Source organism: Nonomuraea sp. K271, from assembly GCF_009908215.1.
GTDB lineage: Bacteria > Actinomycetota > Actinomycetes > Streptosporangiales > Streptosporangiaceae > Nonomuraea > Nonomuraea longispora.
In genome coordinates this window covers 1-13,642 of sequence record NZ_JAAAHR010000037.1, presented here as the reverse complement: position 1 = coordinate 13,642, position 13,642 = coordinate 1, and the positions used below count along the sequence as shown (strand labels likewise).

General features: G+C 70.1%; 16 protein-coding genes and 1 pseudogene. 7 read left to right on the top strand and 10 right to left on the bottom strand.

What is annotated here, in order from left to right; translation table 11 throughout:
* Window positions 1–8: 8 nt before the first annotated feature.
* A complete protein-coding gene (serC, locus tag GUY59_RS15545) occupies window positions 9–1,169 on the top strand; it encodes a phosphoserine transaminase (protein ID WP_138201248.1) in 1,161 nt (386 codons plus the stop codon).
* Between the two features lie 53 nt (window positions 1,170–1,222).
* On the opposite strand, the gene GUY59_RS15540 is transcribed toward serC, so the two are convergent.
* The 8 genes from GUY59_RS15540 to GUY59_RS15505 all read right to left on the bottom strand — a co-directional run bounded on the left by GUY59_RS15540 (window position 1,223) and on the right by GUY59_RS15505 (window position 8,415).
* Entirely contained in the window at window positions 1,223–1,846 is a 624-nt protein-coding gene (locus tag GUY59_RS15540; RefSeq protein ID WP_132341227.1) for a rhomboid family intramembrane serine protease, read from the bottom strand.
* Window positions 1,847–1,949: 103 nt separating this feature from the next.
* A complete protein-coding gene (locus GUY59_RS15535) occupies window positions 1,950–2,714 on the bottom strand; it encodes a crotonase/enoyl-CoA hydratase family protein (protein ID WP_132341225.1) in 765 nt (254 codons plus the stop codon).
* Window positions 2,715–2,732: 18 nt separating this feature from the next.
* Window positions 2,733–3,506, bottom strand: coding sequence for an SDR family NAD(P)-dependent oxidoreductase (locus tag GUY59_RS15530; RefSeq protein ID WP_132341223.1), 774 nt, complete (start codon window positions 3,504–3,506; stop codon window positions 2,733–2,735).
* A 47-nt stretch (window positions 3,507–3,553) separates the two neighbouring features.
* Complete coding sequence (locus GUY59_RS15525; RefSeq protein ID WP_132341221.1) at window positions 3,554–3,892, bottom strand: STAS domain-containing protein; 339 nt, start codon at window positions 3,890–3,892, stop codon at window positions 3,554–3,556.
* Between the two features lie 104 nt (window positions 3,893–3,996).
* Window positions 3,997–4,731, bottom strand: a complete 735-nt coding sequence (locus tag GUY59_RS15520; protein WP_132341219.1) for an energy-coupling factor ABC transporter ATP-binding protein — start codon at window positions 4,729–4,731, stop codon at window positions 3,997–3,999.
* Entirely contained in the window at window positions 4,728–5,483 is a 756-nt protein-coding gene (gene cbiQ, locus GUY59_RS15515) for a cobalt ECF transporter T component CbiQ (RefSeq protein ID WP_138201234.1), read from the bottom strand. Before cbiQ ends, GUY59_RS15520 begins: the two co-directional genes overlap by 4 nt.
* Before the next feature lie 3 nt (window positions 5,484–5,486).
* The gene (locus tag GUY59_RS15510; RefSeq protein ID WP_138201235.1) at window positions 5,487–6,491 is read right to left on the bottom strand and encodes an energy-coupling factor ABC transporter permease; all 1,005 of its coding nucleotides are present in this window, start codon (window positions 6,489–6,491) and stop codon (window positions 5,487–5,489) included.
* 82 nt (window positions 6,492–6,573) lie between these two features.
* On the bottom strand, window positions 6,574–8,415 hold the full coding sequence (locus GUY59_RS15505; RefSeq protein WP_138201236.1) for a glycosyltransferase family 2 protein: 1,842 nt from the start codon (window positions 8,413–8,415) through the stop codon (window positions 6,574–6,576).
* A 291-nt stretch (window positions 8,416–8,706) separates the two neighbouring features.
* On the opposite strand from GUY59_RS15505, the gene GUY59_RS15500 reads away from it, so the two are divergent.
* Together GUY59_RS15500 and GUY59_RS48685 are read left to right on the top strand one after the other, a co-directional pair.
* Window positions 8,707–9,066 (top strand): hypothetical protein, encoded by a 360-nt coding sequence (locus GUY59_RS15500; protein ID WP_138201237.1) that lies wholly within the window; start codon window positions 8,707–8,709, stop codon window positions 9,064–9,066.
* A 17-nt stretch (window positions 9,067–9,083) separates the two neighbouring features.
* Window positions 9,084–9,215: pseudogene (locus GUY59_RS48685) on the top strand (ClpX C4-type zinc finger protein); the annotation flags it as partial.
* Window positions 9,216–9,628: 413 nt separating this feature from the next.
* Here the strand turns inward: GUY59_RS48685 and GUY59_RS15490 are convergent.
* Window positions 9,629–10,171 (bottom strand): CGNR zinc finger domain-containing protein, encoded by a 543-nt coding sequence (locus GUY59_RS15490; RefSeq protein ID WP_252374951.1) that lies wholly within the window; start codon window positions 10,169–10,171, stop codon window positions 9,629–9,631.
* Window positions 10,172–10,270: 99 nt separating this feature from the next.
* Between GUY59_RS15490 and GUY59_RS15485 the strand changes: the two genes are divergently transcribed.
* Window positions 10,271–11,026 (top strand): class I SAM-dependent methyltransferase, encoded by a 756-nt coding sequence (locus tag GUY59_RS15485; protein ID WP_138201240.1) that lies wholly within the window; start codon window positions 10,271–10,273, stop codon window positions 11,024–11,026.
* Here the strand turns inward: GUY59_RS15485 and GUY59_RS15480 are convergent.
* Entirely contained in the window at window positions 11,023–11,223 is a 201-nt protein-coding gene (locus GUY59_RS15480; protein WP_132341918.1) for a hypothetical protein, read from the bottom strand. The two genes, GUY59_RS15485 and GUY59_RS15480, sit on opposite strands and share 4 nt — an antisense overlap.
* A 264-nt stretch (window positions 11,224–11,487) precedes the next feature.
* Between GUY59_RS15480 and GUY59_RS15475 the strand changes: the two genes are divergently transcribed.
* The 3 genes from GUY59_RS15475 to GUY59_RS15465 all read left to right on the top strand — a co-directional run bounded on the left by GUY59_RS15475 (window position 11,488) and on the right by GUY59_RS15465 (window position 13,623).
* Window positions 11,488–11,970, top strand: a complete 483-nt coding sequence (locus GUY59_RS15475; protein WP_161714555.1) for a hypothetical protein — start codon at window positions 11,488–11,490, stop codon at window positions 11,968–11,970.
* A gap of 73 nt (window positions 11,971–12,043) precedes the next feature.
* The gene (locus GUY59_RS15470; protein WP_138201446.1) at window positions 12,044–13,126 is read left to right on the top strand and encodes an NAD(P)H-dependent amine dehydrogenase family protein; all 1,083 of its coding nucleotides are present in this window, start codon (window positions 12,044–12,046) and stop codon (window positions 13,124–13,126) included.
* Window positions 13,123–13,623 carry a carboxymuconolactone decarboxylase family protein gene (locus GUY59_RS15465; protein WP_138201447.1) on the top strand — a complete coding sequence of 167 codons (501 nt, stop codon included), beginning with the start codon at window positions 13,123–13,125 and terminating at the stop codon, window positions 13,621–13,623. Before GUY59_RS15470 ends, GUY59_RS15465 begins: the two co-directional genes overlap by 4 nt.
* The last annotated feature ends 19 nt before the right edge of the window (window positions 13,624–13,642 follow it).

Here is a 13,642-nt window from a genome sequence, read left to right as displayed (position 1 = left end):
TGTCTCATATGCCGGGCCCCGGTCCAGGGCATTCCGCGGTGCTCGATAGGCTCCACTACGTGGCTGACATCGTGATTCCCGCTGACATCAAGCCCGCCGACGGCCGTTTCGGCTGCGGGCCTTCGAAGGTTCGCACCGAGCAGCTGGCCGCGCTCGCCGCCTCAGGCGCGGGCCTCATGGGCACCTCGCACCGCCAGAAGCCGGTGAAGGGCCTCGTCGGCCGCGTGCGCTCCGGGCTCGCCGACCTGTTCTCGCTGCCCGAGGGCTACCAGGTCGTGCTCGGCAACGGCGGCACCACCGCGTTCTGGGACATCGCCGCCTTCGGGCTGGTCCGCGACCGGTCGCAGCACCTGTCGTTCGGCGAGTTCTCCTCGAAGTTCGCCGCCGTCACGAAGAAGGCGCCCTGGCTGAGCGAGCCGAGCGTCATCACCTCCGAGGTCGGCACCCATCCCGCCGCGGTCGCCGAGGACGGCGTGGACGCCTATGCCCTCACCCACAACGAGACCTCGACCGGCGTCGCGATGCCGATCGAGCGGGTGGGCTCCGGTGACGCGCTGGTGCTGGTCGACGCCACCTCCGGCGCCGGCGGTCTGCCCGTCGACCTCGCCGAGACCGACGTCTACTACTTCGCGCCGCAGAAGAGCTTCGCCTCCGACGGCGGCCTGTGGATCGCGATCATGTCGCCGCGCGCCCTGGCAAGGGTCGAGGAGATCGCCGCTTCCGGCCGCTACGTGCCGGAGTTCTTCAGCCTGCCGGTCGCGATCGACAACTCCGCGAAGGACCAGACCTACAACACCCCGGCCGTGGCCACGCTGTTCCTGCTGGCGGAGCAGCTCGACTGGATGAACGCCGGCGGCGGCCTGGCCTGGACGACCGCCCGCACGGCCGAGTCCAGCTCGCGCCTCTACACGTGGGCGGAGAAGTCGCCCTACGCCTCGCCGTTCGCCGCCCCCGAGTTCCGCTCACAGGTGGTCGGCACGATCGACTTCTCCGACGACGTCGACGCCGCCGCCGTGGCCAAGGTGCTGCGCGCCAACGGCATCGTCGACACCGAGCCCTACCGCAAGCTCGGCCGCAACCAGCTGCGCATCGCGATGTTCCCGGCCATCGACCCGGCCGACATCGAGGCGCTGACGGTCTGCGTCGACCACGTCGTCGAGCGCCTCTAGCCCACACCGCGAACGCCCTCCCGTCCGGCGAGCCGGACGGGAGGGCGTTCGCGTCAGTACGGGCTCGTGGTGATCTCGCGCTTGCGGCGCAGCACCCAGGCGGCCACCACACCGCCGATCAGCCCGAACAGGTGACCCTGCCAGGAGATGCCCGGCTGGTTGGGCAGCAGGCCGGCCAGGATGCCCCAGTAGGCGACGCCCACGCCGATCGCGATGGCGAAGTCGAGCAGGCTGCGGTCGAAGAGGCCGCGCGCCAGGATGAAGCCGAAATAGCCGAACACCAGGCCGCTGGCCCCGATCGTCACCACGCCGGGGCTGGTCACCCACGTGCCCAGGCCGCCGATCAGGACGATCATCAGGCTGGCCCAGAGGAACTTGCCGACGTCGCGGAGCCCCGCAAGGAAGCCGAGGATCAGCAGGGGTAGCGAGTTGGCCATGAGGTGGCCGAAGCCGCCGTGCAGGAATGGCGCGAGCAGGATGCCGACCAGGCCGTCAGGGTCCCAGCCGACGATGCCGTACTGGTCGAGCGAGCCGTTGAGCACGACGTCGACACCCTCGAGGATCCACATCACGCCGAGCAGAACGCCCATGATGATCAGCATGCTCAGCGCACCGGACAGGAGGACGCCGGCGCCGCGTCTGGCCGAATCGAATCGTGAACCCGAATAGTCGCTCATGCGCCTCTCCCGGAGTCGTTGCCCTCTTTCTTTACCGTAACCAGGAAGAGCTACGCGTGCGTAAAGACGCCCCTCCCGTCTCCGGGGAGCGGGAGGGGCAGGACTATTCGCCCTTCCACCGGGGCGCGCGCTTCTCCGCGAAGGCGGCGGCGCCCTCCATGGCGTCCTTCGAGCCGAACACCGGGTTGATGATCGCGCCCTGCTTCTTGAACATCTCCTCGCGCGACCAGTCCTGCGACTCGATGATCACCTTCTTGGTCGCGGCGAGTGCCAGCGGAGCGTTGCCGGCGATCTTGCCGGCGAGTTCGAGCGCGCCCTCCAGGGCCGCGCCCGGCTCGGTGATGCGGTTGACCAGGCCGAGCTCGTACAGGCGGGAGGCCGGGTAGTGGTCGCCGGTCAGGGCGATCTCCATGGCCACGTGGTAGGGGATCCTGCGAGGCAGGCGCATGATGCCGCCGGCGCCGGCGACCAGCCCGCGTTTGGGCTCGGGCAGCCCGAACGTGGCCGCCGACGACGCCACGATGACGTCGCACGCCAGCGCCATCTCGAACCCGCCCGCGAGCGCGTAGCCCTCGACGGCGGCGACCAGCGGCTTCTTCGGCGGCGACTCGGTCAGCCCGCCGAAGCCGCGCCCCTCCACCACCGGGAAGTCGCCGGACAGGAAGCCCTTCAGGTCCATCCCCGCACAGAAGGTGCCACCGGCACCGGTCAACACGTACGCCGAAATTTCAGGACGGGCGTCCAGCGCGTCCAGGGCGTCCGCGATCCCCCGCGCCACCGCCCCGTTGACGGCGTTGCGCGCCTTCGGCCGGTTGATCGTGAGGATCGCGACGTTCCCTGACTCCTCGACGAGCACTTCGTCAGACATGACACCCCTTCCGACGGGTCACTTGGGCTGGAAGCGGATGCCGCCGTCGAAGCGAACGACCTCGGCGTTCATGTAGTCGTTCTCGATCAACGACCGTACGAGGTGCGCGAACTCGCCGGCCCTGCCCATGCGCTTGGGGAACACCACCGGCGCGACCAACTTGGCCTTGAACTCCTCGGCGTTGTCGTTGAAGCCGTAGATGGGCGTGTCGATGATGCCGGGGCAGATCGTGTTGACCCGGACGCCGATCGCCGCCAGGTCGCGCGCGGCTGGCACCGTCATGCCGACGATGCCGCCCTTGGAGGCGGAGTAGGCGAGCTGCCCGGTCTGACCCTCCAGCGCCGCCACGGAGGCCGTGTTGATCACCACGCCGCGCTGCCCGTCGGCGTCGGCCGGCTCGGTCTTGGCGACGGCGGCGGACCCGATGCGCATGAGGTTGAACGTGCCGATCAGGTTGACCTCGATGACCTTGCGGTAGGAGGCCGGATTGTGCGGTTTGCCCTCGCGGTTGACCGTGCGCTCCGCCCACCCGATGCCGGCGCTGTTGACAATGACGCGCAGCGGCTTGCCTGTCGCCACGGCGGCGTCCACGGCCGCCTGCACCTGGGCGTCGTCCGCCACATCGGTCCTCGCGAAGACGCCGCCGATCTCGTCGGCGACGGCCTTGCCGCGCTCCTCGTTGAGGTCGGCGACGACCACGGTGGCGCCGGCCCTCGCCAGCTCGCGGGCGGTGGCCTCACCGAGGCCGCTGGCGCCGCCTGAGATGATTGCTGCAGATCCGTTCACGTCCATATCCCGGACCCTAACGCGCCGACCGAATGAAGTTCTACTCGGGGCCGCTAAATCGCCCCCACGGCGCTGTCGACGTCGGCGTACACCTTGATCCGCCGGTCGAGGCCGGTCGTGCGGAGGATGCGCGCCACCGGCGCCTGCGGCGCCGCGAGGGACACGCCACCGCCCTCCCCCGTCGCCAGCCGCCAAGCCTCGATCAGCACCGACAGGCCGCTCGAATCCATGAACGACAGCTGCTGCAGGTCGAGCACGAGCCTGGCGCCGTCCTGTTTGATGGCGTCACGCACCTCATCGCGCAGGAACGGCGCGGTGAACAAGTCGAGCTCACCCTCAACGGCCACCACCACGGCATCACCCAGGGCGTGTCGTGCAAGCCGCAGCTTCATTTGGCCCCTCCTCGATGAGCCACTGTACTTCGACATCCCCGGAGAGCGGGCATGCACAAACTACGAAGAGCCGGATGCAGGCGGGCTTCGCGCGTCAAACCGGCTCACATGACGGGGATGGCGAAGCCGTACGGGAGCTCCAGGCGGTGCCTGGCCAGCAGTTCGGCATCGGAGAGCAGCGTACGCGTGGGGGCGTCCGCGGCGATCACCCCGTCGGACAGGATGAGCGCGCGCTCACACAACTCCAGCGCGTACGGCAGGTCGTGCGTGACCATGAGCACCGTCACGTCCAGGGAGCGCAGGATCTCCGCCAGTTCCCTGCGGGCGGCCGGGTCGAGGTTGGACGAGGGCTCGTCGAGCACCAGGATCTCCGGCTCCATGGCGAGCACCGTCGCGACCGCCACCCTGCGCCGCTGCCCGAACGACAGGTGGTGCGGCGGCCGGTCGGCGGCGTCCAGCATGCCGACCCGTTCCAGGGCGCCCTTGACCACGCGGTCGAGGTCCTCGCCGCGCAGGCCGGCGTTGGCCGGGCCGAACGCCACGTCGTCCCTGACGGTGGGCATGAACAGCTGGTCGTCGGGGTCCTGGAAGACGAGGCCGACCCGCTGCCTGATCTCGGCGAGGGTGTCCTTGCGCACGGGGGTGCCCGCCACGGTGACGCTGCCGTGCCCGGCGGTGAGAATGCCGTTGAGGTGCATGACGAGCGTGGTCTTGCCGGCGCCGTTCGGTCCGAGCAGGGCCACCCGCTCGCCGCGGGCGATGGACAGGTCGACGCCGTAGAGCGCCTGCGTGCCGTCGGGGTAGGCATAGGCGAGTTGCCTGACTTCCAGAGAGTTCACAGGGACAGTCCCAACACTGCGAGGGCCGCGGCGGGCAGAGCGAGCGCCATGCCCCACTGGCCCACAGATGCCGAAATATCGTTGATCATCGGTATCCGCCCCGAGTATCCCCGGCTGAGCATCGCGAGATGCACTCGCTCCCCCCGTTCGTACGACCGGATGAACAGCGCCCCGGCGGACCGGGCGACCACCGGGATCTGCCGGAAATTTCGCGCTTCAAACCCGCGAGACTCCCGCGCCACCCGCATCCGCCGCATCTCATCCATGATCACGTCCAGATATCTCAGCATGAACATGGCGATCTGCACCAGCAGACTCGGCAACCTCAGCCGCTGCGCTCCGATCAGCACCTCCCGCGGCTCGGTGGTGGACGCCAGCAGTGCCGAGGCGGCCACGCCGAGCGTCGCCTTGGCCAGGATGTTCCAGGCCGCCCAGAGCCCGGGAACGCTCAGCGACAGCCCCATCACCGTGATCCGCTCGCCCAGCCCGATGACCGGGATGAGCAGGGCGAACAGCACGAAGGGCACCTCGATCACCATCCGCCGCGCCATGTGGCCCACCGGCACCCGCGCGGCCAGCGCGACGCCGCCGAGCAGCGCCGCGTAGGCACCGAAGCACCAGAACCGCTCACGCGGCGTGGCCACCACGACGAGGGCGAAGGCGAGGACCGCCAGCAGCTTGCACTGCGGCGGCAGCCGGTGCACCACCGAACCGCCCGGCAGGTAGAGCTGGTGACGGTGCCCGGCGCCCACGTGTCACACCTTGACCTGATCGCGTCCGCGCGCGGCGTAGGCCACCGCCCCGGCGACGACCAGCACCAGGCCGACGCCGATGACGCCGGCGACGCCGACGGGGATGCCGCCGACCTCGCCGTAGTCGGCCAGCGTCCACGAGCCGAACAGGTGGTCGGCCGCCTGGTCGATGAAGCCCTTCTCCTCGGCCACCGCCTCCAGCCCGTCGGGTGACGACGAGGCGAAGAACGACACGAGCCCGGCCAGCACGAGCGTCACGCCGACGCCGCCGAGCAGGAACGGCCTGAGCGCGCCGCGGGCATCCGGGGCAGGCTCGGGCTCGCCCACGGTGGCGCCGGCGCCGTCGGCCCCGCGCAGGACCAGCGGCTTGGCCAGGCCGCGGGCGGCGTACACGAGGTCGGGCCGTACGGCGAGCACGGCGCCGACGGTGGCGGCGGTGATCAGGCCCTCTCCGATGCCGATCAGCAGGTGCACGCCGCCCATCGCGGCGGCCACCGTGCCCACCTCGATCGGCGCGGTCCCGCCGATCCAGAACAGCAGCGTGAACGCCAGCGCGGAGACCGGCACGGAGACCAGCGCGGCCAGGAACGCGGCCACCACCACCTGGCCCCTCGCCAGCCCGGTGACCAGCTTGAAGACGCCCCAGCCGACCAGCACGGTGACGACGCCCATGAGCGTGATGTTGATGCCGAGCGCGGTCAGCCCTCCGTCGGCGAAGAACACGCCCTGGACGAGCAGGACCACGGCCATGCACAGAACACCCGTGTAGGGCCCGACGAGTATCGCGGCCAGCGCACCGCCCAGCAGGTGGCCGCTGGTGCCCGCGGCGACGGGGAAGTTGAGCATCTGGACGGCGAAGATGAACGCGGCGACGAGCCCGGCCATGGGGGCGGTCCTGTCGTCGAGTTCGCGCCGTGCCCCCCGCAGGCATACGGCGACTCCCGCGGCCGCCACGACTCCCGCCGAGATCGATGTCACTGCGTTGAAGAAGCCATCGGGTACGTGCACGGCACTACCTCCGGGAACCGGATGAGACGGGTACAACGTACCTACTTTAGGACATTGACTTGCACCTGCACATATATGGCAATTAGCGAATAATCCTGTTGATCACCGCGCGCGCCGTCAGCCTCCGCACCACCGTGCTCAGCCGCCCCCGCGTCGTGTACGGCCGCACGCTCCTCCGCAGCGCCGCCCACCACCACCGGCGCGGGCCCACGAGCGCGCCCGCGTCCGCCTCGATCCTGAACCGCGCCGCCGGCCCGCCCAGGTCGAGCTCCAGGTACGCGTCCCAGGTGCCCGGCGGCAGCCGGCCCACCGCCAGCCCCGCCGCGAACCCGCCACCCGGCAGCGCCGTCACCGGCTCGGCCCGCTCGCGCCCGTAGCGCCGCTCCCGCCAGACGATCCGCCGCAGCGCCACGGCCGCGGGCGCGGTGTCGACGACGCTGACCTCGCCGTCGATGAGCAGCCGCTGCCCCAGGCCCCACCGCGTCCTGATGACCCGGGCGCCGCCGGGCACGGCCACCACGTGCCCGCCCACGTCGATGCTGAGGTTGCCGTTGTCCCTGGTGAAGTAGGGCAGGACCACGACGCCGCCGATCATCCGGGGCATCGGCCGGCTGACGCCGATCTCGCGTTCCGCGCCCAGCCGGCCGAACCGCAGCGCGCCCTCGACCTCGACCGCCACCCGCAGATCCCAGATCCCGGAGGCGAGCGCGGACACGTCCACGCGTACGGTGAACTCGCCGCCCTTCCGCTCGGCGGGGATGACCACCTCGGCGGCCGGGTCGTGCCGCGCGCGCAGCACCACGGCCAGGCCGTGGTCCCTGGCGATGCCGTGCAGCCCTGCGGAACCCGTCATCACCAGGTGGTCGCCGTCCCAGCACACCCCGGTCAGCCGGCGGCGTACGGTGGCGCTCTCGATGCGGGCCAGGCGCACGAGGCGGTCGATGTCGTCGAGCGCGGTCGCCCGCTGCCGGTCGATGCTGTTGAGCCGCTCGTGCACGCCCGGCGTGTACCACTCGTCGCACAGGGCCGCCACCTCACGCGCGATGTCCTTGCGCCGTACGTCGTCGCTGTCCAGGAACGCGGACCCGAGCTGGGTGAACACGTCGAGCCTGAAGTGCCTGCGCAGCAGGTGGTCACGGAGGGGGCCCGGCTCGATGTGCCCGGCCATGAGCCGGATCGGCTCCCTGATCATGGCCAGCCAGGCGAGCGGGTCCCTGCTGCCGGCCTGCTGCATGATGCTGGTGCCGTCGGGCCTGGCCATCAGGTGGTAGCAGTCGTAGTCGGCCACCACGGAGATCACCCCGGCGTGGCAGTAGGCGTGCACGGTGAAGAGGATGTCCTCGCCGACGAGCATGCCCTCCCCGAACCGGATGTGGTGGCGTTCGAGCAGTTCCCTGCTGAACAGCTTGAAGCAGCACAGGCTGTTGTAGACGTTGCCGTCGCCCAGCTCCACCCGGTCGGCGCTGTGCTGGAACATCGACACGGGCGCCCTGCGGCCGTGTCCCACGATCTTGCCGAGCACGATGTCGGAGTCGTTCCTGTCGGCCATGGCGACCATCCGCTCCAGCGCCTCCGGGCCGAGGTGGTCGTCGGCGTCGCAGAAGAAGACGTACCGGCCGGTGGCGTGCTCCAGGCCGACGTTGCGCGGCCGGCCCGCGCCGCCGCTGCCGTCGATGTGGATCACCTTGACGGTGGACGGGTGATAGGCGGCGTAGAGGTCGAGGAGTTCGCCGCTGCCGTCGGTGGAGCCGTCGTCGACGACGATCAGCTCCTTCTTCACCCGCTGGACGAGCGCCGCGGTGAGGCACCGGTCGAGATAGGCCCGGCAGTTGTGCACCGGGATGACGACGCTGACGTCAACCGCGTCATCGCCGTTCTCCGTAGCCGACATCGCCAACACCGCCCGCTCACGTTGCGCCGCCATTCGGTTTCAGTATGTGACGAACGGCCCTGTCCCCGGGGGGCGATCGGAGGTCTTCCACTCCGTCTTTTGCCAACACCGGCGGTTCGTCGCATTTCTCCAACATGAGCCGACAAAGGTCGCCAAATACCTCATTCGCACGGCGCCGAATCGTATTCAGGGACGAGGTTTTCCCTCCGGGGGGAAGAAACCTCTCCGCGGGGAGCATTGAGACACCCCTCACCGACGTGAGTGATCCTCAGGGCCGGGCCGCGCGTCTACAGTTAGGCATCCTTGACCGGGAGGTGGCGTGAAATGGCATCAGATCTGCGCAGGCGCACGGCCGACGGCTCCGCCGTGCACGCCGCAGAGTTCATCCTCTCCTCGGCGCGACTGGGAGAACTGCACGAATGTTCGGCCCTGCTGCGCCACACGAGGATGCGGGCGGCTGAAATCGTGGACGAGGCCCGCACGCTGCTCGCCGAGGCCGAGCGGCACGGCCACGCCGACCGCGTGCGCGCCCTGCGCCAGCAGCTCGAACAGGCTCGACGGTCCTACTCCAAGGTCCTGGACGCGTACGTGACGATCTGCGGCAAGATCACCGACGAGCGGCAGGCCATCATGCGGGCGCAGGTCGAGCCGGATCGCCGTCCAGGCTTGTCAGGGGTAGCCTGACGAGCTATCGTCAGGCCATGCCTGACTGGAATGACAGAGTCCGCTGCTCGTTCTGCCACAAGAAGAGCTCGGACGTGAGCAAGGTGATCGCCGGCCCCGGCGTGCACATCTGCGACGAATGCATCAGCCTCTGCAACGACATCATCGAGCTGGACCGCCGCACACCGTCGCCCGAGCCGCGGCTGCCCATGTGGGAGTCCATGACCGACGAGCAGGTTCTCGACCACCTGCCCAAGATCGCCGCCGTGCAGGCGCAGGTCGACGACAATCTGCGCGACTGGGTGGCACACCTGCGCACCAGGGACGTCAGCTGGGAGCGCATCGGCACGTCGCTCGGCATGACCCGGCAGTCGGCCTGGGAACGGTTCAGGAGCGAGGCCTGACGTGTGAACCTTCGTGCCACTCGGGGCGTCCTATTAGTGAGGAAGGTCGGCCATGTGCGCCTTGACGGTTTCGCGGGGGTGACACCGCACGTCACGGCGGAACGGCCGGCCACCGGATGAACGGGCTCCAGCTCCCCGGCCGCCCCGGGGAGCTGGAGCAGGGGGCGCACCCACACCACTCAGCCCGCTCGCCCCCTGGCCCTGAAGGCCGCCGTCTTGACGCGGTTCTGGCAGGCCGTCGAGCAGAACCTGCGGGTGCCGTTGCGTGAGACGTCCACATAGACGCGGTCGCAGTGGGGTGCGGTGCAGACGCCGAGGCGGTCGGCGAACTCGCCGCCCAGCACGATCGCGAGGCCCGTGGCGCAGCTCGCCGCCCAGCCGTCGGCCAGGGTGTCATGGTGGCCGTGGAAGTGCAGGTGCCACGGCTCCCCGTCGTGTCTCTCCAGGACCGGCCGGGCGCCGGTCTCCACCAGCAGCGTGTTGACCTGCGTGGCCGCGGCGTCGAGGTCGTCCGCGGCGACGGCGGCGAAGACCTCGCGCAGGCGGGCCGCGACCTCGGCCAGCGCGGCGCCCTCCGCGTGGGTGACCTCGCGGTACGACGGATAGACGGCACGCAGCCCCTCGACGGCGGCGGCCGCGGGGTCGGCCGGTGGAGGGCAGGGGCGTCCGCGTCGCTCGCCGGGGGTCAGGGCGTTGACGAGTGCCACCGTGACCCGGACCACCGCATCAGTGTGACTGTTGTAATCCAATTGACCGGTTACACCTTCGCGAGTTAACGTGTGACTGCTCAAAGCTTAAACGACGGTCACAAGGAGACGTACATGCTCACCCACGATGCCGCAATGGAGTGGATGGCGCGCTGGGACCGCCAGCAGGAGGGCTACCTTCCCGACCGGGAGGAGCGGTTCACGGTGCTGATCGACGCCGTGGAGGCGCTGGGACGGCCCGACCCGGTGGTCATCGACCTCGGCTGCGGCCCGGGCTCGTTGTCGGCTCGGCTGCTGGAGCGGCTGCCCGAGGCCCAGGTCGTCTGCGTCGACGCCGATCCGCTGCTGATCGGGCTGGGCCGGGCCGCGTACCCGGGGTTGCGGTTCGTCTCCGCGGACCTGCGCAGGGCCCGCTGGACGGAGTCGCTGGAGCTCGACCGGCCCGCCGACGCCGCGGTCAGCACGACGGCGCTGCACTGGATTTCCGGCCCCGAGCTGAAGGGCGTCTACGCGGAGCTGGCGACCGTGCTGCGCCCCGGCGGGCTGCTGCTCAACGGCGACCACATGGACACCGACGACGCCACCCCGACGTTGTCGCGGCTGGAGCACGCCGTGCACGACCGCGAGACAGAGCGCGCGTTCGGCGAGAGCCGGCCGGAGGACTGGCGGGCCTGGTGGGACGCGATCGAGGCCGACCCCGCGCTTTCCGAGCTCAACGAGGCCCGGAGCACCGCCGGGGCCGACCACCGCGGCTCGGAGTCCCGCCTCCTGTCGGATCACGTCCAGGCCCTCGAAGAGGCGGGCTTCACGGAGATCGGCACGCTCTGGCAGCGCGGCAACAACCGGCTGCTGTGCGGCGTACGCGGTTAGTTCATGATCCGGTGCAGCAGGCCGACCAGACCGAGGGCCGTGGCGACGCCCGCCCCGACCCACCCGGACAGGCCGCCGACGGTCAGCCCGCCCAGCGAAGCGGTGATCAGGATGAGCACCCAGCGCTGGGGGAGGCGCTCGGGCTCGCGGGTCGGGGCCGGCTCTTCCCGCTGAGCACGGCGTCTGGATAATCTCATAACAGCGGTTTCCTTTCATGACATGTGTGGATCGCGACCGCCAGAGCGGCCTTTCTGGGACAGCAGAGGGGCCGCTCGTTTTTCGTTCACGAGAGTGGCACAAGATTCGCATGAGGAATGGCGCTTTTTATCCTCAAACTGGCATACGGGCAACTCCGGGTGGAGAATCCTTATACGTGGATGTGGGGACGTAGCACGTCAAGGCACTCAAGCGATACCGCGAGTTCCGCACGCTTTTGCATTTTTCGCACAGCATGCCGCAGGATGCCGCGCATGAAGGAAATCACCGAGGAACTGGCGAAGGTGCTCATCCCCGAGCCGGCCAGGGGCGAGGACGAGTCCGACCACGACTACAGGGCACGTGTGGCGAGCGCGGGCGAGGCACGGAACGCCCTGGTCGGGGAGCTGATGATGGCGGCCGGCGCGTCGGCGACCGAGGATCCGGTGCTGGCGCGGCTCGTGGAACTCGCCGCACAAAAGCGCGAGATACAACGACAAATACGACTTATCGTGGCATATGCGCGCGAATTCGTACGGCCGGAGCCGTACCGGCTGCGGGCGCTCGCCGAGGCGGCGGGAATGTCGATCTCCACCATCCGCACCGTGTACGACACGGATGACAAGATTGCCGTCGCCACACGAATCGGGCGAAAAGACGTGAAGAATACCGTCCACCCGGTGGTCGGCGATCAATGGTGGCGGCTTCCCGCCCGCTCCACGACCGGCGACGCGATCCCCTTCCCGTGACCGACGGAACCCGCCGTAGCCGTGTGGCGGCCCGAGCTCTATACACCTAACCAAGCGCTTGCTACGCTCGCCCATGACGTCCACGATCGTCTGGGGCACCGGCAACATCGGCCGCGCCGCCATCCGGGCCGTCGAGGCCCACCCGACGCTCAAGCTCGCGGCCGTGCTCGTCCACGACCCCGCCAAGATCGGTCGTGACGCGGGCGATCTCGCCGGGATCGGCCACGATCTGGGCGTCACCGCGACCGGCGACGCCGACGCCGTGCTGGCGGCCCGCCCCGGAGCCGTCGTGTACGCCGCCTCCGGCGATCTGCGCCCCGACGACGCCCTGGCCGACATCGTCAGGGCGGTCCGGGCCGGCGCCGTGGTCGTCACCCCGTCCCTGTACGCCCTCTACGACCAGCGCAACGCCCCGCCGGAACTGCGCGAGCCCGTGCTGGCCGCCATCGCCTCGGGGGGCGGCTCGCTGTTCGTCTCCGGGATCGACCCCGGCTGGGGCAACGACGTGCTGCCGCTGCTGCTCAGCGGGCTCGCCACGACCGTCGACGCGATCCGCTGCCAGGAGATCTTCGACTACTCCACCTACGACCAGCCCGAGGCCGTACGCGACCTGGTCGGCATGGGCCGGCCCATGGACTACGAGCCGCCGATGATCGCGCCCACCGTGCCCGCCATGGTGTGGGGCGGCCAGGTGCGGCTCATGGCCAGGGCCCTCGGCGTCGAACTCGACGAGATCCGCGAGACCCTCGACCGCCGCCCCCTCGACACGACGGTGACGACGAGCACCATGGGCGACTTCGAGGCGGGCACCCAGGGCGCGGTCCGCTTCGAGGTGCAGGGCGTCGTCGACGGCGTGCCCCGCATCGTCGTCGAGCACGTCACCCGCGTCCACCCGTCCTGCGCCCAGGACTGGCCGCTCGCGCCCGACGGCGTCGGAGCGCACCGCGTGATCGTCGAAGGACGGCCGCGCATCGAGGTCACGGTCGAGGCCACCGACGAGGACGGCAACCGCTCCGCCGGCGGCAACGCCACCGCGGCCGGCCGGCTCGTGGGCGCCATCGACTGGCTGCTGACCGCGGAACCCGGGCTCTACGACGCGCTCGACGTGCCCCTGCGACCCGCGCCCGCGGGCAAGCTCGGAAGGAGACGGCCGTGAACATCGACATCCCCGAGGGCAGGGACGCCATCGAGTACGTCTGGGGCGAGATGGTGCCCGGCATCGGGATGGCCGCCACGGCGTTCTCACTGGCGGTCTACGCCCACACGACGCTGGGGCTGCGCGAGTTCGAGGCCGCGCGGCTGCGGATCGCTCAGCTCAACGGGTGCGCCTTCTGCCTCGACTGGCGTACGGAAAGGGACGGGCAGAAGGTCGAGGAGTCGTTCGCCGACGCGGTCGGCGAGTGGCGCGCCACCGACGCCTTCGACGACCGCACCCGCCTGGCGGCCGAGTACGCCGAGCGTTACGCCCTCGACCACCACGGCCTGGACGACGCGTTCTGGACGCGGATGACCGCGCACTACAGCCAGGTGGAGATCGTGGAGCTGACCATGTGCCTGGGCTCGTGGCTGGCCTTCGGCCGGCTCAACCACGTGCTCGGGCTCGACACCGTGTGCGCTCTGCCCAGCGGGCGCACCCCCGCCGCCGGCCGGTGACACCCGTACCGCCCGCGCC